17 protein-coding genes are annotated in these 18558 nt (G+C 73.3%); 14 read left to right on the top strand and 3 right to left on the bottom strand.

The genetic code is table 11. The annotated features are described in order from the left end of the window. The first annotated feature begins 29 nt into the window (after positions 1–29). The 7 genes from DEU31_RS05770 (at position 30) to truB (ending at position 7835) form a co-directional block, all read left to right on the top strand. Positions 30–671 carry a ribosome assembly cofactor RimP gene (locus tag DEU31_RS05770; protein ID WP_133676414.1) on the top strand — a complete coding sequence of 214 codons (642 nt, stop codon included), beginning with the start codon at positions 30–32 and terminating at the stop codon, positions 669–671. A 1-nt stretch (position 672) separates the two neighbouring features. Continuing rightward, complete coding sequence (gene nusA / locus DEU31_RS05765) at positions 673–1659, top strand: transcription termination factor NusA (protein ID WP_010551373.1); 987 nt, start codon at positions 673–675, stop codon at positions 1657–1659. 185 nt (positions 1660–1844) lie between these two features. Beyond that, positions 1845–2222, top strand: coding sequence for a YlxR family protein (locus tag DEU31_RS17285; protein ID WP_255351700.1), 378 nt, complete (start codon positions 1845–1847; stop codon positions 2220–2222). A 96-nt stretch (positions 2223–2318) separates the two neighbouring features. Further along, positions 2319–5210 carry a translation initiation factor IF-2 gene (gene infB / locus DEU31_RS05755; RefSeq protein ID WP_010551374.1) on the top strand — a complete coding sequence of 964 codons (2892 nt, stop codon included), beginning with the start codon at positions 2319–2321 and terminating at the stop codon, positions 5208–5210. Between the two features lie 65 nt (positions 5211–5275). Then, entirely contained in the window at positions 5276–6385 is a 1110-nt protein-coding gene (locus DEU31_RS05750) for a hypothetical protein (protein ID WP_133676412.1), read from the top strand. After that, positions 6382–6891, top strand: coding sequence for a 30S ribosome-binding factor RbfA (gene rbfA / locus DEU31_RS05745; protein ID WP_133676410.1), 510 nt, complete (start codon positions 6382–6384; stop codon positions 6889–6891). Before DEU31_RS05750 ends, rbfA begins: the two co-directional genes overlap by 4 nt. Continuing rightward, positions 6888–7835 carry a tRNA pseudouridine(55) synthase TruB gene (gene truB / locus DEU31_RS05740; protein ID WP_133676408.1) on the top strand — a complete coding sequence of 316 codons (948 nt, stop codon included), beginning with the start codon at positions 6888–6890 and terminating at the stop codon, positions 7833–7835. The genes rbfA and truB overlap by 4 nt, the downstream gene beginning before the upstream one ends. Positions 7836–7950: 115 nt before the next feature. On the opposite strand, the gene DEU31_RS05735 is transcribed toward truB, so the two are convergent. Next, positions 7951–9486: a L,D-transpeptidase family protein gene (locus DEU31_RS05735; protein ID WP_133676406.1), complete on the bottom strand. Its 1536-nt coding sequence runs from the start codon at positions 9484–9486 to the stop codon at positions 7951–7953. A gap of 352 nt (positions 9487–9838) precedes the next feature. On the opposite strand from DEU31_RS05735, the gene DEU31_RS05730 reads away from it, so the two are divergent. The 6 genes from DEU31_RS05730 (at position 9839) to DEU31_RS05705 (ending at position 16490) form a co-directional block, all read left to right on the top strand. Beyond that, a complete protein-coding gene (locus DEU31_RS05730) occupies positions 9839–10855 on the top strand; it encodes a bifunctional riboflavin kinase/FAD synthetase (RefSeq protein ID WP_133676404.1) in 1017 nt (338 codons plus the stop codon). A 154-nt stretch (positions 10856–11009) separates the two neighbouring features. Then, the gene (gene rpsO / locus DEU31_RS05725; RefSeq protein ID WP_010551380.1) at positions 11010–11279 is read left to right on the top strand and encodes a 30S ribosomal protein S15; all 270 of its coding nucleotides are present in this window, start codon (positions 11010–11012) and stop codon (positions 11277–11279) included. 186 nt (positions 11280–11465) lie between these two features. Continuing rightward, on the top strand, positions 11466–13736 hold the full coding sequence (locus tag DEU31_RS05720) for a polyribonucleotide nucleotidyltransferase (protein WP_164736093.1): 2271 nt from the start codon (positions 11466–11468) through the stop codon (positions 13734–13736). A gap of 150 nt (positions 13737–13886) precedes the next feature. Then, positions 13887–15218 (top strand): pitrilysin family protein, encoded by a 1332-nt coding sequence (locus DEU31_RS05715; RefSeq protein WP_133676402.1) that lies wholly within the window; start codon positions 13887–13889, stop codon positions 15216–15218. 64 nt (positions 15219–15282) lie between these two features. Then, on the top strand, positions 15283–16068 hold the full coding sequence (dapB, locus tag DEU31_RS05710; protein WP_126984560.1) for a 4-hydroxy-tetrahydrodipicolinate reductase: 786 nt from the start codon (positions 15283–15285) through the stop codon (positions 16066–16068). A 20-nt stretch (positions 16069–16088) separates the two neighbouring features. Further along, positions 16089–16490, top strand: a complete 402-nt coding sequence (locus DEU31_RS05705) for a hypothetical protein (protein ID WP_010551384.1) — start codon at positions 16089–16091, stop codon at positions 16488–16490. 85 nt (positions 16491–16575) lie between these two features. Here the strand turns inward: DEU31_RS05705 and DEU31_RS16915 are convergent, their stop codons facing one another. Together DEU31_RS16915 and DEU31_RS16910 are read right to left on the bottom strand one after the other, a co-directional pair. After that, complete coding sequence (locus DEU31_RS16915) at positions 16576–16890, bottom strand: AzlD domain-containing protein (RefSeq protein WP_010551385.1); 315 nt, start codon at positions 16888–16890, stop codon at positions 16576–16578. Beyond that, positions 16887–17669: an AzlC family ABC transporter permease gene (locus DEU31_RS16910; RefSeq protein WP_083840089.1), complete on the bottom strand. Its 783-nt coding sequence runs from the start codon at positions 17667–17669 to the stop codon at positions 16887–16889. The genes DEU31_RS16915 and DEU31_RS16910 overlap by 4 nt, the downstream gene beginning before the upstream one ends. 74 nt (positions 17670–17743) lie before the next feature. On the opposite strand from DEU31_RS16910, the gene DEU31_RS05690 reads away from it, so the two are divergent. Then, complete coding sequence (locus DEU31_RS05690) at positions 17744–18460, top strand: HAD-IA family hydrolase (protein ID WP_010551387.1); 717 nt, start codon at positions 17744–17746, stop codon at positions 18458–18460. Positions 18461–18558: the final 98 nt, after the last annotated feature.

Here is an 18558-nt window from a genome sequence, read left to right as displayed (position 1 = left end):
CACCCATATGAGCAGGAGGCGATCAGTCCATGAGCGCACTCGAGGACCACACCGACCTGCGGGAGGCCGCCGCCGCCGTGCTGGACGCCCACGGGCTCGTGCTCGAGGAGGTCGAGGTGGGGCGCGAGGGCGGGATGCCGCGCCTGCGCCTGGTCGTGGACCTGCCCGAGGACGAGCTCGGCAGCGCCGACCTCGACACCGTCGCCGCGGCCTCCCGCGAGCTGTCCGCCCGGATCGACGCCGACGACTCCCTGCTGGGCCCCGAGCCGGTGCTGCTGGAGCTCACCACCCCCGGCGTCGAGCGCGCCCTCACCGCGCCCCGCCACTTCCGCCGCAGCCGCGGCCGCCTCCTCGCCCTGCGCACCGCCGCCGGCACCGAGCACCGTGCCCGGCTGCTCGCCGTCGACGGCGAGACTCTGCACCTGCGCCAGGAGCCCGGCCGGGACGACCGCGGCCGGCCCCGGAAGCTCCCCGCCGGCACCGCCGAGCGCCTCGCGCTGCGGATCGACGAGCTCGACGCGGCACGGGTCGAGGTCGAGTTCGACCCGCCGGACGACCTCGAGCAGCTGCTGGCCGACGCCGCCGCGGACCTCCCCGGGGCCGGCCCCGCCGCCCCGGACACCACGACCGCCGAGACCACCGCGGGGACCACCGCGACGAAGGAGAGCTGAGATGGACATCGACATGGGTGCCCTGCGGGCCCTCGAGCGCGAGCGCGAGATCAGCCTGCCCGTGCTGCTGGACGCGATCCGCTCGGCGCTGCACGCCGCCTACCTGCACACGGACCATCCGGTCCGCGACTCCGAGGTGCTGATCGACGAGCGCACCGGCGAGGTCGCCGTCATCGCCCGTGAGCGCGACGCCGACGGCGTGGTCCTCGAGGAGTGGGACGACACCCCGGAGAACTTCGGCCGCGTCGCCGCGAGCACCGCGCGTCAGGTCATCTTCCAGCGCATCCGCGACCTCGAGGACGACGCGGTGCTGGGCACCTACGCCGACCGCGAGGACGACATCGTCTCGGGCATCATCCAGCAGGGCCGGGACCCGCGCATGGTGCTGGTCGACCTCGGCGAGGTCGAGGCCGTCCTGCCCCCGCACGAGCGGGTGCCGGGGGAGGACTACTCCCACGGCCGACGGCTGCGCGCCTACGTCACCGAGGCCCGCCGCGGCCCGAAGGGCCCGCAGATCATGCTCTCCCGCTCGCACCCGAACTTCGTGCGCCGGCTGTTCGCGCTCGAGGTGCCCGAGGTCGCCGACGGCACCGTCGAGATCGCCGGGCTCGCCCGCGAGGCCGGCCACCGCACCAAGATGGCGGTGCGCGCCACGGTCCCGGGCGTGAACGCGAAGGGCGCCTGCATCGGCCCGATGGGCGCGCGCGTCCGCTCGGTGATGAACGAGCTCGGCGGCGAGAAGATCGACATCGTCGACTTCGACGAGGATCCCGCGGCGTACGTCGCCGGCGCCCTCTCCCCGTCGAAGGTCTCCTCCGTCACCGTGATCGACGAGGTGGGCCGGGCCGTGCGCGCCGTGGTCCCCGAGAACCAGCTCTCCCTGGCGATCGGCAAGGACGGGCAGAACGCCCGCCTGGCTGCGAAGCTCACGGGCTGGAAGATCGACATCCGCCCCGAGGGCGGCGGCGAGGTGCCGGCCGAGGGCTGAGCTCGGCTCGGCCCGGCGTCCGACGCCGAGCCCCAGGCCCGAGCCACGGGCTCCAGGCACCGGGCCCGCGGTCCAGGCCCTGGGGCCCGCACCGCGGGGCCCTCGGGACGCCGAGGTGTGTCGCACGCCTCCCCGCTGCGGCCCGGGACGCACCCGTCCGCTACACTGGGGAGGCTGTTCGCCCAGTGGAGACCGCGATCGACCCCCGTCGACCGCCCTCCCGTCCGGGCGGAGGCGCTCGGAACGGAGGAGGTCGCGTCATCGCACGCTCCACCGCACACCGCCCCGAGCGCACATGCGTCGGCTGCCGTCAGGCGGCTCCGCGCGAGCAGCTGGTGCGACTGGTCCGGGAGCCCGCTCCCGACGGCGTCGTCCCACGCGTCCGCGTCGATCCCACGGGATCGGCGCCCGGCCGCGGGGCATGGCTCCACCCCGACGCATCATGTCTCGACCTCGCCCTGCGGCGAGGCGGCCCGGCCCGGTCCTTCCGCGGCAGGGTCGACACCGGGCTCCTCGCCCGGGACCTCGAGGCCTTCGAACCCACCCGTACGTGGAACAGGTAGAAGCACCCATGGACATCCGATGAGTACTCACTCATGAGCACCCCCAGGAACTAATGGTCCGAGCCCTCTTGTCGGCCGGACCGAGACAGGAGAAAAGTGGCTAAGGTCCGCGTCCACGAGCTCGCCAAGGAGCTCGGACAGCCCAGCAAGGTCGTTCTGCAGAAGCTGCAGGACATGGGCGAGTTCGTCCGATCCGCCTCCTCGACCATCGAGGCACCCGTCGCCCGTCGTCTGCGCCAGGAGTTCCCGGCGGCCGACGGCGCCCCCAAGAAGACCTCCGGCGCTCCCACGCCGGGCTCCGCGCCGAAGCCCGGTGCGAAGCCCGCCGCGCAGAAGCCCGCCGCCGAGGCCCCCGCCGCGCAGAAGCCCGGCCCCCAGAACGCGCCGCAGAAGCCCGGCCCCGCCGCCCCGACGCCGAAGGCCGCGGCTCCGGCCGAGCCCGCGGCGGAGAAGCCTGCCGCGGAGAAGCCCGCGTCGGAGGCTCCGCGTCCGTCCGCCAAGCCCGGCGCCCCGGCCCCCAAGCCCGGTGCCCCGGCGCCGAAGCCCGGCGACGAGAAGTCGTCCGCGCCCAAGCCCGGGAACGAGCGCCCCGCGCCGCGCCCCGGTGCCGCGCGCCCCGGCAACAACCCCTTCGCCAGCTCGCAGGGCATGCCCCGTCCCGGCCGCAAGCCCGGCCAGGGCGGCGGTCAGGGCGGCCCGCGTCCGGGCGGTCCCCGTCCCGGCAACAACCCCTTCGCCACCTCGCAGGGCATGCCCCGTCCGGGCCAGCGTCCGCCGCGCCCCGGCCAGGGCGCCGGTGCCGGTGCCGAGCAGGGCGGTCGCACTCCCCGCGAGGGCGCTCCCCGTCCCGGCGGCGCACCGCGTCCGGGCGGTCCCCGTCCCGGCATGCCCACCCCGGGCATCATGCGCCAGCACTCCCACGGCGGCCTCGCCGACGCCAACCAGGGCGGCGGTCGCGGTCGCGGCGGCGGCCCCGGCGGCCGTCCCGGCGGTGGCGGCGGCACGGGCGGTCGTCCCGGCGGCGGTCCCGGCCCCCGCGGTCGCGGCGGTCGCGGCGCGACGCAGGGTGCCTTCGGTCGCGGCGGCAAGCCGGCCCGCTCCCGCAAGTCGAAGCGCGCGAAGCGCCAGGAATGGGAGCAGCAGCAGGCTCCCGCACCGGGCGGCGTCTCGCTGCCCCGCGGCAACGGCGCGACCATCCGCATGCGCCGCGGCGCCTCGCTGTCCGATTTCGCCGATCGCATCGACGTCAACCCCGCGTCGCTGATCACGGTGCTCTTCGCGATGGGCGAGATGGCCACGGCCACCCAGTCGCTGGACGAGGACACCTTCGAGCTGCTCGGCAACGAGCTCGGCTACAAGATCGAGATCGTCTCCCCGGAGGACGAGGAGCGCGAGCTGCTCGAGCAGTTCGACATCGACCTCGACGCGGAGCTCGCCGAGGAGGACGAGGCGGACCGCATGCCGCGGCCCCCGGTCGTCACCGTCATGGGTCACGTCGACCACGGCAAGACCCGCCTGCTGGACACCATTCGCAAGGCGAAGGTCGGTGCGGGCGAGGCCGGCGGCATCACCCAGCACATCGGTGCGTACCAGGTGGACGTCGAGCACGAGGGCGCCGAGCGTCAGCTCACCTTCATCGACACCCCGGGCCACGAGGCGTTCACCGCCATGCGTGCACGTGGTGCGGACGTCACCGACATCGCGATCCTCGTGGTCGCGGCGGACGACGGCGTGATGCCCCAGACGATCGAGGCGCTGAACCACGCCCAGGCGGCGAACGTGCCGATCGTGGTCGCGGTCAACAAGATCGACAAGCCTGAGGCGAACCCGGAGAAGATCCGGCAGCAGCTGACCGAGTACAACCTGATCGCCGAGGAGTACGGCGGCGAGACGATGTTCGTCGACGTCTCCGCTCGCGAGAACCTGCACATCGACGACCTGCTGGAGGCGGTGCTGCTCACCGCGGACGCCTCCCTCGAGCTCTCGGCGAACCCCGACAAGGACGCGCGCGGCGTGGCCATCGAGGCGAACCTGGACAAGGGACGCGGCCCGGTCGCCACCGTGCTCGTCCAGCAGGGCACCCTGCGGGTCGGCGACGCGATCGTGTGCGGCATCGGCCACGGCCGAGTGCGCGCCATGCTCGACGAGAACGGCGAGAACGTCACCGAGGCGGGTCCGTCCCGCCCGGTGCAGGTCCTCGGCCTCACCTCGGTGCCCGGCGCCGGTGACTCCTTCCTGGTCGCCCAGGACGAGCGCACCGCCCGTCAGATCGCCGAGAAGCGGGAGGCCGCCAAGCGCGCCGCCTCGCTCTCCAAGGCCCGCAAGCGCATCTCGCTCGAGGACCTCAACAAGCACGTCGCCGACGGCAAGATCGAGACCCTCAACCTCATCCTCAAGGGCGACGCGGCCGGTGCCGTCGAGGCTCTGGAGGAGTCGCTGCTGGGCATCGATGTCGGCGAGGGCGTGGACCTGCGGATCATCGACCGCGGCGTCGGCGCGATCACGATGAACAACATCAACCTCGCCGTCGCCTCGGACGCGGTCATCATCGGCTACAACGTCCGGGCCGAGGGCCTGAACGCGGAGTACGCCGACCGCGAGGGCGTGGAGATCAAGTACTACTCGGTCATCTACAACGCCATCGATGAGGTCGAGCAGGCCCTCAAGGGCATGCTCAAGCCGGAGTACGAGGAGGTCGAGCTCGGCTCGGCGGAGATCCGCGAGATCTTCCGCTCCTCCAAGTTCGGCAACATCGCCGGCTCGATCGTGCGCGGCGGCCTCATCAAGCGCGGCGCCAAGGCCCGCATCACCCGTGGCGGCAAGGTCATCGCGGAGAACATCGAGATCGCCGGTCTGCGACGCTACAAGGACGATGTCACCGAGGTCCGCGAGGGCTACGAGTGCGGCATCAACCTGGGGTCCTTCAACGACCTCCAGCTCGAGGACCTCATCACCACCTACGAGATGCAGGAGAAGCCCCGCAGCTGATCCTGCGACGGTCGGGCACCCCTTCGCCGGGGTGCCCGGCCGCGCCGGCGGGGGAGGAGACCACGATGAGCGAGGTGTCCCTCCTGCTCCGCGCCCCCTCGGCCAATCGCGTCTACGCGCAGGCCGCGGGGGCGCTCTCGCGCGCCGAGGCGCACTGGGTGCTCGGCGCCCATCTCGGCGCGGTGCCCGCCCTGCGGGACCGGGAGGTCGGCGGGATGGCGGGGCTCGAGGTGCGAGGCATGACGGGCGAGTCGCGCTCCGAGGCGCTGCTGGCGATGCTCTCGGGCACCCTCGGCGTGTTCGACGTCCAGCAGGAGGACCCCCCGGACCCGGACCGGCCGCTGCTGCGCCCTCGGCCCCTGCCCGCCGTGCTGCGCCACCCCTCCGACCTCGAGACCACCCTGCGCTACACCGGGAAGACCAACGAGCAGTTCACCGCCCTGCTGGTGAACCTCGCCGCGGCCCTGTCCGCCCGCCGCGCAGGGATCCTCGACGGGACCCTCGACCTGCTCGATCCGCTGTGCGGACGCGGCACCACGCTGAACCGGGCGCTGCGCCTCGGGCTCAGCCCCGTCGGCGCGGAGATCGACCGCAAGGACGTGGAGGCCTACCGGGCGTTCCTCGGCACCTGGCTACGCACCCACCGCTACAAGCACACCCTGGAGACCACCCGCCTCACCGTGCACGGCGAGCAGCTGGGCAGCCGGACCGAGGCGGAGCTCGCCCCCGACAAGCAGGCCCTGCGCGCCGGCGGAGGGCAGCGCCTGACCCTGCTCGGCTGCGACACCACCCGCTTGGGTGAGGTGCTGCCCGGCGGCTCCATCGATGCGCTGGTCGGGGACCTGCCCTACGGCGTCCAGCACGGCTCCCGCGCGGGCGGCGCCTGGCAGCGCTCCCCGCTCGAGGTGCTGCGCGAGGCGGCGCCCGGCTGGCGCTCGCTGCTGCGCGACGGCGCCGGGGTCGCGCTCGCGGTCAATCGCCGCACCCTCGACCACGCCGAGGCGAGCGCGGTGCTCGCGGACGCCGGGCTGCGCGTGCTCAGCGCCGACGGCGCCTTCCGCCACCGCGTCGACCAGTCCATCGACCGTGACATCCTGCTCGCGGTCCCCTTCGACCATCCCCGCGCCGAGGAGCTCGCCGCTCTCGGCGCCGACCAGGAGGATCCCATCCCATGAACGACAATCCCCGCGCTCTCAAGCTCGCCGACCGCATCAAGGTCATCGTCGCCACCATGCTCGACACCCGGGTCAAGGACCCGCGGCTCGGCTTCGTGACGATCACCGACGTGCGCGTCAGCGGCGACCTCCAGCACGCCACCGTCTTCTACACCGTCTTCGGCACCGACGAGGAGCGCGAGGGCACCGCCGCCGCGCTGCACAGCGCCACCGGCATGCTCCGCCGCGAGGTCGGCCGACAGACCGGCGTGCGCCTTACCCCCACCCTCGAGTTCATCGCCGATGCGGTGCCCGAGAACGCGCGCGTCATCGAGGACCTCCTCAGCGAGGCCCGCGGCCGCGACGCGGAGCTCGCCCGCGCCAAGGAGGGCGCCGCCTACGCCGGCGAGGCCGATCCCTACCGCAAGCCCCGCGACGAGGAGGACGAGGACCTCGAGGACGAGGACCTCGAGGGCGAGGATCTCGACGTCGACGAGGGCACCGCCCCGGGGCACGAGCGGGCGTGACCTCCGCACCCCACGGCATCCTGCTCGTCGACAAGGCCGAGGACCGCACCAGCCACGACGTGGTCGCCCGCGTGCGCTGGCTGCTGGGGACCAAGAAGGTCGGCCACGCCGGCACCCTCGATCCGATGGCCACCGGCCTGCTCGTGCTGGGTGTCGGGCAGGGCACCCGGCTGCTCACCCATCTCGTCGGCCTGGACAAGACCTACCTCGCCACGATCCGGCTGGGCAGCGCCACCACGACCGACGACCGCGAGGGCGAGCCGCTGGGCGAGCGGGTCGATGCCACCGGGATCGAGGACGTCCGTCTCGAGGAGGCCCTCGACGGGCTCCGCGGCGACATCCAGCAGGTCCCCTCGACGGTCAGTGCGATCAAGGTCGACGGGAAGCGCGCCTACGCCCGCGCCCGCGCGGGGGAGGACGTCCAGCTCGCCGCCCGGCCCGTGCGCGTGCCGCGCTTCGAGATCCTCTCCCGCACCGAGCGGGACGGGCACCTCGACCTCGAGGCCGTGGTCGACTGCTCCTCGGGCACCTACGTCCGCGCCCTCGCCCGCGACCTCGGCGCCGCCCTCGGCGTCGGCGGGCACCTCACCGCGCTGCGCCGCACCGCCGTCGGCCCCTTCGCGGTCGAGGACGGGATGCAGGTCCCCGCCCGCGGCGAGGGCGACGACGTGGACCTGCCCCTGCACGGGCTCGGCGAGATCGCCGCGCGCGTGCTGCCGGTCCTGGACGTCTCGGAGGACGAGGCCGCGGCGCTCGGGACGGGGAAGCGGATCCGCTCCGCGCAGGAGCTGCGAGCGCCCTCCCGGCCCCATCCCGCGCACGCCGGCCCGGAGGGCGCCCCGGTCGCGGCCCTCGATACGGCCGGCCGCCTGGTGGCCGTCCTGCAGCGCGAGGGACGGGACTGGCACCCCCGGCTCGTCGTGCCCGAGGACGCCCGCCGCTGAGCCGCCCGTGCTCCCCGCGGGCAGGATCGCCGCACCGGGGCTCGCACGGAGAGAGGGCCCCTCCCGTTCCCGGGAGGGGCCCTCTCTCACTGCCGTGCGGGGGAGCGGGGACCGCTCAGCGGTGCACCACCGTCTTGGTGCCCATGCTGGCCCAGTCGTACAGCCACTTCGCATCGGAGACCGGCAGGTTGATGCAGCCGTGCGAGCCGGAGTACCCGAAGGAGGAGCGCCACGGCGCGCCGTGGAACCCGTACCCGTGGTGGAAGTACTGCACCCAGGGGACGTCCGGGGTGTAGTAGTACTTCGGATGGCCTTCGTCGTAGTACGCCGCGTTGGTCATGTCCTGGCGGTCGTAGCGCAGGTAGATCTCGTAGGTGCCGGTGGGGGTCTCGTTGCCCTCCTTGCCGTCGACCATCGAGCGCGGGCCCCAGACGGGGGTGTCGCCGACGTAGGCGGTGACCGTCTTGTTGGTGAGGTCGACGTCGATCCACTTCTCGCCGGTCGGCTCGGCGGCGGGCTCCTCGTCCGTCGACTCCTCGTCCTTCTTCTCGTCGTCCGAGGACTTCTCCTCGTCCTTCTCCTCCTCGTCCTTCGGCGCGTCGACCTTGTCGACCTCCGCCTCGAGCTTCTTGGTCTCGAAGGCGGCCTCCAGGGGAGTGGTGCCCTTCAGCGCGGTGATCAGCTCGTCGGCGACGGCGTCGGTGTTGGTGATCTCCAGGCCGTCCTTCTTCTCGGAGACGACCTTGACGACCTTACCGGCCTCGTCGACCTGCTCGATGCCGTTCTCCGGCTCGACGGCGTCCTTGGCGGCGCGGGTGGCGACCCACTCGCGCACCGCGTCCTCGTCCACCGCGATGGCGAGGTTCTCACCGGACTCGTCCGGGGTCACGGAGATCCAGTCGCTGCGGCGCTCGGCGGAGACCTCGTGGGTCTCGCCGTCGGCGCCGGAGATCGACATGGGCTGCTCGAGCAGCGAGGAGATCGTGCCGACGACCTCCTCGGCCTCCTCGGTGGTGATCGCGGGGGCAATCTCCTCGATGGGCTGCTCCACGGAGAAGCTCTCGAGGGCGGGGGCCTTGGTCTTCACGGCCTCGACCAGGGTCTGCGGGTCCACGCCCTGGCCGTTGCGGCCGGGCTCGACGTTCCAGGCCTGCGCCTCCTCGTCGAAGACGACCTGCGCATCGACCGGGGTGGTCATGTCCTCGGGGACCAGGCCCTTCGCGAACTCGGCCACGGCGGCCTCGTCGACCTCGACGACCGGCTCGACGCTGTGCTCGCCGGACCAGGTCGAGGAGATGACCGCGGGCAGGGAGTCGTCGCGCTCGAGCGCCGCGGCGGCCGTCGCGGCGGAGTCGACGCTCACGCCGAGGTCCGACAGCGGCACCTCGAGCTGCTGGTCGCCGGCGGTCACCGAGACCTTCACGGACTCGCCGTGCTCGGTCACCAGGGCGGCGATCTCCTCGGGGCTCTTCCCGGAGACGTCCTGGCCGAGCACCATGGTGCCCGGCAGCGCGCGGCCCTCGAACTGCTTGGCGTAGGCCAGCGCCCCGCCGGTGAGGATCACGGCGAGGACGGCGACGATCGCCACGAGGATCAGCGCGACCCGGCGACGGCTGCGGCCACCCGGGGCCGTATCGGTCACGTTCGTCATGGATCCAGATCCGTTCTCGGCGGCCGTCGTGCCCGCCCTCGGCTCGCGCCGCAGGGCACAGGGGTCCCTCCCCGGCGCCGCCTTCCGTCCGAGAGTAACGGAGCGTCCCGCGTACTACCACGATGTCCGGTCCGAGGTTCGTCACAGCTCTGCAACAGCCGCGGTCCAGGTCGCGCTCGGGCAGGTGGCCCGGAGCACGCCCCGGGGCGTCGGTGCGGTGGCGACGTCGGATGGCCCCGGCCTGCGAGCGCTACAGTGTCCTCCGGCGGACCCGCCGTCGCAGCCCGCCCGCCGGGGCGGCGGAGCTCGGGTGCGCGGAACGCACCCGGCATCGGAAGGACCTGAGCGCGTCGTGACCCGCCTCCCCATCTGGCACTCCGCCCTGGAGGTGCCCGCCGAGCTCGGCGAGACCGCGGTCTCGATCGGGAACTACGACGGCGTCCACCGGGGGCACCGCTTCGTGCTGGACCAGCTGCGCCGCCACGCCGAGGCGCGCTCCCTGAGCCCCGTCGCCCTCACCTTCTGGCCGCATCCGCGCCATGTCATGGGCTCGCCCGAGGCGACGCCGCTGCTGACCGGGCACGAGGACCGCGACCGCCTGCTCCTGCTCGCCGGCCTGCACGGCGTGCTCGACCTCGAGTTCACGCTCGACTTCGCCCAGCACTCCCCGGAGGAGTTCGTGCGGATCTTCCTGGTCGAGGGGCTGCGTGCGAAGTGCGTGGTGCTGGGGGAGGACGCCCTGTTCGGCCGCGCGAACGCGGGGAACATCGACACCATGCGCGAGCTGGGGGAGAAGTACGGCTTCGAGGTCGTCACCGCCCCGGACCTCGGGCCCGAGGGAGCGGGCACCGGCCGGATCTCCTCCTCCGGGATCCGGCGCGACCTCCTCGCCGGCGACGTGCGCGCCGCGAACGAGGCGCTGGGCAGGCTGCACACCGTCACCGACGTGATCCACCACGGCTTCCGCCGCGGGCGCGAGCTCGGCTTCCCCACCGCGAACCTGGGCCCGCAGCCGCAGGGCCTGATCCCCGCCGACGGCGTCTACGCCGGCTATGCGACGGTCACCGCCCAGGACCCCTCGCACGCTGGCGACGAGCCGCTGGCCGGCGCCCCGGCGACGATCTCCATCGGCACCAACCCCACCTTCGAGGCCGACGGCGCGCCCCGCCGCACCGTCGAGGCGTACGTGCTCGGCGACCACGACCTCCACCTCTACGGCGACACCGTGCGCCTGGAGTTCGTCGAGTTCCAGCGGCCCACGCTGAAGTTCGACTCGATCGACGCACTCGTGGAGCAGATGGCCGAGGACGTCGAGGTGACCCGCCGCACTCTCGAGGCGGAGCGCTCCCGGAGCGACCTGGGCTCCTGATATCCTTCTCGAGCCGTCATATCGGCCGCGGAGAGCGATCCCGCCCCCAGCAACTGCCCACCCGCAAGGGTGAGGTGCGCTCGGGGGCCGCTCGTCGGAAGAGCCCGGGGCAGAAGGCCCCGGCGCGCCGCGCAACGACCTGAGGAGAACCAGTATGGCCTTCGATTCCGCCACCAAGCAGGCGATCATCTCGGAGTACGCGACCGGCGAGGGCGACACCGGTTCGCCCGAGGTCCAGACCGCGCTGCTCACCCACCGCATCACCTACCTGACCGAGCACCTCAAGACCCACAAGCACGATCACCACACGCGCCGTGGTCTGATGCTGCTGGTCGGTCAGCGCAAGCGCCTCCTGAAGTACCTCCAGGAGAACGACATCGAGCGATACCGTGCGCTGATCAAGCGCCTCGGCATCCGCCGTTGATCCCCTCCGCCGCTCGCCCACAGGGCGGGCGGCGGTGTCGTATGTCCGCCCCCGACCAGGTTCGGTCCTCGGCAGTGGCCTGCGGATCGGGCGACCGGAGACCCCGGTCCCGCCCGGGAGCCGCGGGTGACTGACGAAGGCCGCACCGGCAGGGGCACCCCTCAACCAAGGAGATCCCCCATGGCCATGGAAGGCCCTGAAATCACCGCCACCACCGCCGTCATCGACAACGGCGCCTACGGTCGTCGCGAGGTCCGCTTCGAGACCGGCCGCCTCGCCCAGCAGGCCGCCGGCGCCGTGTCCGTCTACCTCGACGACGACACGATGGTGTTCTCGGCGACCGCCGTGTCGAACAAGCCGAAGGAGCACTTCGACTTCTTCCCCCTCACCATCGACGTCGAGGAGCGGATGTACGCCGCGGGCCGCATCCCCGGCTCGTTCTTCCGTCGCGAGGGCCGCCCCGGCACCGACGCGATCCTCGCCGCCCGCCTCACCGACCGCCCGCTGCGCCCCGCCTTCGTCAAGGGCCTGCGCAACGAGGTCCAGGTCGTGCTCACCGTCATGGCCTGCAACCCCGAGGACGCCTACGACGTCGTCGGCATCAACGGCGCCTCCGCCTCCACCCAGATCTCCGGTCTGCCCTTCTCGGGCCCGATCGGCGGCGTGCGCATCGCGCTCATGCCCGACGCGCAGGGCGGCGGCCAGTGGGTCGCCTTCCCGACCTTCGCCCAGCTGGACGAGGCCGTCTTCTCGATGGTCGTCGCCGGTCGCATCGTCGAGGACGATGTGGCGATCATGATGGTCGAGGCCGAGGCCACCGACAACTCCTGGACGCTCATCAAGGAGCAGGGCGCGATCGCCCCGACGGAGTCCGTCGTCGCCGAGGGCCTCGAGGCCGCCAAGGTCTTCATCCGCAGCCTGTGCGTGGCGCAGCAGGAGCTCGCCGCGAAGGCCGCGAAGCCCGTGCGTGAGTTCCCGCTCTTCCTGGACTACCAGGAGGACGCCTACGGCATCGTCGAGGCCGCCGCGACCGAGCGCCTGGCCGAGGTCATGTCCATCGCCGCGAAGACCGAGCGCGAGGAGCGCACCGAGCAGCTGCTCGGCGAGGTCATCGCCGAGCTGTCCGCCGAGGGTGCGCAGCTCGAGGGCCGCGAGTCCGAGGTCTCCGGCGCCTTCCGCGCGCTGACCAAGCAGGTCGTGCGCAAGAAGGTCCTCACCGAGGGCGTCCGCATCGACGGCCGCGGCCTGCGCGACATCCGCGCTCTCTCCGCCGAGGTCGAGGTGCTCCCGCGCGTGCACGGCTCGGCACTGTTCCAGCGCGGCGAGACCCAGATCCTGGGCGTCTCCACGCTGAACATGCTCAAGATGGAGCAGCAGATCGACTCCCTCGGGCCCGTCGACCGCAAGCGCTACATCCACCACTACAACTTCCCGCCGTACTCCACCGGCGAGACCGGCCGCGTCGGCTCCCCGAAGCGCCGCGAGGTGGGCCATGGCATGCTCGCCGAGCGCGCCATCGTGCCGGTGCTGCCCAGCCGCGAGGAGTTCCCCTACGCGATCCGTCAGGTGTCCGAGGCCCTCGGCTCCAACGGCTCGACCTCGATGGGCTCCGTCTGCGCCTCGACCCTCTCGCTGCTGAACGCCGGCGTGCCGCTGCGCGCCCCGGTCGCCGGCATCGCGATGGGCCTGATCTCCGACACGGTGGACGGAGAGACCCGCTACGCGGCGCTCACCGACATCCTCGGGGCCGAGGACGCCTTCGGCGACATGGACTTCAAGGTCGCCGGCACCTCGGAGTTCGTCACCGCCATCCAGCTGGACACCAAGCTCGACGGCCTGCCCGCCTCGGTGCTCACCGGCGCCCTCTCGCAGGCCCACGAGGCGCGCCTGGCGATCCTCTCGGTGCTGGGCGAGGCGATCGACGCGCCCGACGAGATGAGCCCGCACGCCCCGCGCGTGCTGGCGGTGACCATCCCCGTCGACAAGATCGGTGCGGTCATCGGCCCGAAGGGCCAGATGATCAACCAGATCCAGGACGACACCGGCGCCGACATCACCATCGAGGATGACGGCACCGTCTACATCGGCGCGACCGACGGCCCCTCGGCCGAGGCGGCCCGCTCCGCGGTCAACGCCATCGCCAACCCGATGGTCCCCGAGGTCGGCGAGCGCTACCTCGGCACCGTCGTGCGCGTGGTCGACTTCGGCGCCTTCGTCTCGCTCACCCCGGGCAAGGACGGCCTGCTCCACGTCACCCAGCTGCGCAAGCTCAACGGCGGCAAGCGGGTCGAGAACGTCGAGGACGTCGCCAAGGTCGGCCAGAAGATCGAGGTGGAGATCCGCGAGATCGACGCCCGCGGCAAGATCTCCCTCGCCACGATCGAGGACGAGGCCGAGTCCGCCGAGGCTGTCGAGTCGCAGGCATCGGTCGCCGCCGAGGAGACCACCGCCGAGTGATCCTCGTGCAGTGATCCGTCCGCCCGCCCGCAGGGGCCGGCGACAGCAGGAGGGGAGGCGCCCGAGCTCGGGCGCCTCCCCTCCGTGCACTCCGGTCGCCGTGACGAACGGCTCGGCGACCTCCCACCCGCCCCGTGGAACAATCGAGCGATGCCTTCCGACCTCCTGTACGACGATCCTGCCTCCGACGTCATCCTCGACGCCGCGACCGGCGTGCGCCGCAGCATCCTGCCCGGCGGGGTGCGGCTGCTCACCCAGACCGACCGCAGCGTGCGCAGCGCGAGCATCGGGCTGTGGCTGCCCGTCGGCTCCCGCGACGAGGCGCCCGCCCATGCGGGATCGACCCATGTGCTCGAGCACCTGCTGTTCAAGGGCACCCGGCGCCGCAGCGCGATGGACATCGCCACCGCCTTCGACGAGGTGGGCGGCGACTCCAACGCCGTCACCGCCAAGGAGCACACCCTCTACTACGGACGGGTGCGCTCGGCCGACGTGCCGATGGCCGTGGACGTCCTCACCGACATGATCACCGCCTCCGTCCTCGAGCAGGACGCCCTGGCCACCGAGCGCGAGGTCATCCTCGAGGAGCTCGCCATGGCGGAGGACGACCCCAACGACGTCGGCTACGAGACCTTCCTCGCCCAGGTGCTCGGCCCCGACACGGCGCTCGGACGCCCCGTCGGCGGCACCGCCGCGAGCGTCGAGGCGCTCACCATCGAGGACGTCCGCGCCCACTACCGCGAGCACTACCGGCCCGACAACCTCGTGGTCACCGCCGTCGGCGACATCGACCACGACGAGCTGGCCGGCCTCCTGGCCGCGGGCCTGCGCCGCGGCGGCTGGAGCCTGGAGGAGCGGGCGCTGCCCTCCCGCGGGCGGCGCGCCGCGACCGCCGTGCCGAGCGAGGGGATCGCCACCGACATCGCCGCGCTCGCCCCGCACCGTCTCGCCCGCCCCACCGAGCAGAACCACATCTACCTCGGCGGGCAGGGCCTCACCGCGCTCAGCGAGGACCGCCACACCCTCTCGGTGCTCATGTCCGTGCTCGGCGGCGGCATGTCCTCGCGCCTGTTCCAGTCCGTCCGCGAGGAGCGGGGGCTGGCCTACACCGTCTACTCCTTCAGCGCCGGCTACCGCGATGCGGGACTGTTCGGCATGTACGCCGCCTGCCGTCCCGGCCGCACGGGCCAGGTCGTCGAGCTGCTGGCCGAGGAGCTCGGCCGCATGGGCGAAGCGGGCATCGACGAGCTCGAGCTGACCCGGGCGAAGGGCCAGATCACCGGCTCCTTCGCGCTCGGCCTCGAGGACACCAGCTCCCGGATGGGCCGACTCGGCACCATCGAGCTGGTCCACGGCCGCTACACCAGCGTCGACGAGACCCTCGCCCGCATCGGGGAGGTCGACGTCGCCGACGTGCGGGACCTCGCCGCGCGCCTGTCCCGCTCGTACAGCACCCGGGTCGAGGTCGGCCCCGAGCGCTGACCCCGCCTCGCGGACCCTCCCCGTCCCCGTCCCTCCCTGCACCGCTACGACCCCAGGAGCCGCCATGACCCCCGCTTCCGCCCAGACCCCGTCGTCCGCACACCCCACCCGCGTCGCCGTGCTCGGCGCCGCCGGCCGCATGGGCGCCGCCGCCTGCCGCGCCGTCGAGGACGCCGACGACCTCGAGCTCGTCGCCCGGATCGGCCGCGGCGACGACCTGAACGCCGTGGCCGAGGCCGGGGCCGAGGTCGCGATCGACCTCACCGTCCCCTCCGCCACCGCCGACAACGTCGCCTGGCTGATCGACCACGGCATCCACGCCGTGGTCGGCACCACCGGCTGGAGCGAGGAGTCGCTCGAGGCGCTGCGGGAGCGGCTCGCGGGCGCCGAGGGCGTGGGCGTGCTGATCGCCCCGAACTTCGCGATCGGCGCCGTGCTCGCCATGCGCTTCGCCGAGGTCGCCGCGCGCTACTACGACAGCGCCGAGATCATCGAGATGCACCACGAGAACAAGCTCGACGCTCCCTCCGGCACCGCCCGCCACACCGCCGCCGCGATCGCCCGCGGCAGGGCCGCGGCAGGTCTCGGACCGGTCCCGGACGCCACCGAGAAGGACCCCGACGGCGCCCGCGGCGCGGTCGTCGACGGCATCCACGTCCACGCGGTGCGCCAGCGGGGCCTCGTCGCCCACGAGGTCGTGCAGTTCGGCGGGGTGGGGGAGCAGTTCGTGCTGCGTCACGACTCCTTCGACCGCATCAGCTTCATGCCCGGCGTGCTGCTGGGCGTGCGCGAGGTCGCCTCGCACCCGGGCCTCACCGTGGGCCTGGACGGCTTTATGGACCTCGGCTGAGGCCCGGGACGGGGACCGGGATGCGACAGAAGCTGATGGTCGCAGGGCTCCTTCTGGTCACCGCGGCCTACGCGTGGGGCCTGGGCTGGATCGCCTGGGGCTTCGTGCGCGCCGGGGGAGGGCTCGGGTACGGGCTGGCCATCGGCATCGTGGTGCTGCTGGTGCTGACCGTGTGGGTGACCTGGCGCGAGATGCTCTTCGGCATGGCCGCCGGCGACCTCTCCGCCCGGTACGAGCCCCCGGCCGACGCCGAGGCGGAGGACCCTCGGGCCGAGTTCGAGGCCGCGCGCGCCGCGGTCCAGGACGGCCGCGAGGGGGAATGGAGCGCCTGGTTCCGCCTCGCCCTGGCCTACGACGCGCTGCGCGACCGCAAGGGGGCCCGCATGGCGACCCGTCGCGCGATCGAGGCCGCGCGCCGCTGACCCGTCGGGCGTCCTCGCGCCGGGAGCCCGGGCGAGCGTGATGGCGAGCGGTGCGCCGAGCGGCGCGACGAGCAGGACCCCGGGCTCAGGCCCAGCCGAGCGCCCGCAGCGCGGCCGCGGCCGCGGCGGCGCCGACCACGACCACCAGGAACGGCGCCCGCACCAGCAGCAGCACCACCGCGACGCCCAGCCCGGCCAGCCGCGCGTCCAGCACGACCTCCGTCCCGTCGGCCGCGGTCTGGGTCGCCACCAGCGCCCCCAGCAGCGCGATCGGCAGCAGGCGCGTGATCCGCGCGATCCGGGGGCGCTCGAGCACGTCCTGCGGCGCCTGGTAGCCGATCCACTTCTGCACGAAGGACAGCACCGACGCGGCGATCACCGCGATCCACAGCAGGCTCATCGCCGCTCCTCCTCGTCCGTCGCGGGCTCGTCGTCCGACGCATCGACCTCGGGCGCTGCGTGCCCCGTCGCCCCGCGACGGGACGGCAGCAGACCGGCCACCACCGCGACCAGCGCCGCGGCGAGCACCGGCAGCCCAGCGGGCAGCACCGGCGTGGTCAGCAGCGCCACGAACGCCGCGGCCACCGCGATCGCGACCGCGTCCCCGCTGCGCAGCCGCGGCCACAGCAGCGCGATGAACGCCCCGGCCGCGGCGGCGTCGAGCCCCCAGGCCGCGGGATCGGCGATGTGCTGACCGGCCAGCGCGCCCGCGAGGGTGAACAGGTTCCAGAAGACGTACACCCACACCCCGGCGGACCAGAACCCCGCCCGACGCTCCGCCTCGGTCGTGCCCGTCGCCGCCAGCGCCGCGGACTCGTCGATCGTCAGCTGCGCGCGGGCCGCGCCCCTCGCCCCGCCGCGCGGCAGGGAGGGCGCGAGGATCAGCCCGTACAGCGTGTTGCGGATCCCCAGCAGCAGCGAGGCGAGCGCCGCGCCCAGGGCGGAGCCGCCCCCGCCGACCACGCCCACGAAGGCGAACTGGCTGCCGCCGGTGAACATCACCGCGGAGAGCACCATCGCCTGCCACAGGTCGAGCCCGGAGGCGGTCGCGAGCGCGCCGAAGCTGATCCCGTACAGCCCCGTCGCCAGCCCGATCGAGAAGCCGGTGCGACGGATCGTGCGCAGGGACGCACCAGGGGCGTCGGGGCGCGGCGACGGGGCGGGGACGGCGGCGGTCATGATGCTCGACACTCTACGATCACCTGCCCGGACATCCTCCGCTCGTCCGCCAGGGGATATGAGATTCTGACGGCATGACGGACTCCCAGGATCCCGCCCCCGACACCGCCCTGCCGCTGTGCACCGGCGCCCTGCTGCTGGACATGGACGGGACCCTGATCGACTCGGGCCCTGCCGTCGAGCGGTCCTGGAACACGCTCCTGCGCGAGCTGGGCACTGACCTCCGGTTCGGCCACGCCCATCACGGCATGCCCGCCCGCCGCATCCTCGCCCAGATCCTGCCCGAGGCGAGCGAGGCCGAGCTCGACGCGGCCCACCGCCGCATCGAGGAGCTCGAGATGCAGGACGTGGAGGGGATCGTCGTCCTGCCCGGCACCGAACGGCTGCTCGCCGAACTCGACGCCGCCGCCGAGACCCTGGGCCGCGCGAGCTGGACCATCGTCACCTCCTGCACCCGGCCCCTGTTCGAGGCCCGCTGGTCCCGCACCGGGCTGCCCGTGCCCGAGGGACTGGTCACCGCGGACCAGGTCACCCACGGCAAGCCCGATCCGGAGCCGTACCTCCTGGGCGCCGAGCGGGTCGGGGTCGAGCCCTCCCGCACCGTCGTCCTCGAGGACTCCGTCGGCGGGCTCCGCGCCGGGATCGCCGCCGGCGCCCGCACCGTCGCCGTGACGACGACCACCCCCGCCGGGGAGCTGTCCCCGCTCGCGGACGCCCTGGTCACCTCGCTGGACGACCTCGAGGTCCGCGTCGAGGGCGAGGACCTCGTCCTCGCCCGCCGCGGAAGCTGACCGTCGCGCCGCGCCTGCTCCGTCGGCCGCGGCCCCGTTGATACCCTTGGGCGGCCCGACCGGTCCGTCCCGCGCCCTGCGGACGACGTCCCCGACGT

This window comes from Brachybacterium sp. AG952, from assembly GCF_004362645.1.
GTDB classification, from domain to species: Bacteria; Actinomycetota; Actinomycetes; order Actinomycetales; family Dermabacteraceae; genus Brachybacterium; species Brachybacterium conglomeratum.
The sequence above is the reverse complement of the archived record's forward strand: the minus strand, read 5'-3'. Positions and strand labels throughout refer to the sequence as shown.

What these genes read in the sequence shown, in the direction of transcription:
- DEU31_RS05770 (WP_133676414.1), top strand. Translation starts at nt 30, where the DNA reads ATGAGCGCACTCGAGGACCACACCGACCTGCGGGAGGCCGCCGCCGCC.
- nusA (WP_010551373.1), top strand. Translation starts at nt 673, where the DNA reads ATGGACATCGACATGGGTGCCCTGCGGGCCCTCGAGCGCGAGCGCGAG.
- DEU31_RS05750 (WP_133676412.1), top strand. Translation starts at nt 5,276, where the DNA reads ATGAGCGAGGTGTCCCTCCTGCTCCGCGCCCCCTCGGCCAATCGCGTC.
- rbfA (WP_133676410.1), top strand. Translation starts at nt 6,382, where the DNA reads ATGAACGACAATCCCCGCGCTCTCAAGCTCGCCGACCGCATCAAGGTC.
- DEU31_RS05735 (WP_133676406.1), bottom strand. Translation starts at nt 9,486, where the DNA reads ATGACGAACGTGACCGATACGGCCCCGGGTGGCCGCAGCCGTCGCCGG.
- rpsO (WP_010551380.1), top strand. Translation starts at nt 11,010, where the DNA reads ATGGCCTTCGATTCCGCCACCAAGCAGGCGATCATCTCGGAGTACGCG.
- DEU31_RS05720 (WP_164736093.1), top strand. Translation starts at nt 11,466, where the DNA reads ATGGAAGGCCCTGAAATCACCGCCACCACCGCCGTCATCGACAACGGC.
- DEU31_RS05715 (WP_133676402.1), top strand. Translation starts at nt 13,887, where the DNA reads ATGCCTTCCGACCTCCTGTACGACGATCCTGCCTCCGACGTCATCCTC.
- dapB (WP_126984560.1), top strand. Translation starts at nt 15,283, where the DNA reads ATGACCCCCGCTTCCGCCCAGACCCCGTCGTCCGCACACCCCACCCGC.
- DEU31_RS05705 (WP_010551384.1), top strand. Translation starts at nt 16,089, where the DNA reads ATGCGACAGAAGCTGATGGTCGCAGGGCTCCTTCTGGTCACCGCGGCC.
- DEU31_RS16915 (WP_010551385.1), bottom strand. Translation starts at nt 16,890, where the DNA reads ATGAGCCTGCTGTGGATCGCGGTGATCGCCGCGTCGGTGCTGTCCTTC.
- DEU31_RS16910 (WP_083840089.1), bottom strand. Translation starts at nt 17,669, where the DNA reads ATGACCGCCGCCGTCCCCGCCCCGTCGCCGCGCCCCGACGCCCCTGGT.
- DEU31_RS05690 (WP_010551387.1), top strand. Translation starts at nt 17,744, where the DNA reads ATGACGGACTCCCAGGATCCCGCCCCCGACACCGCCCTGCCGCTGTGC.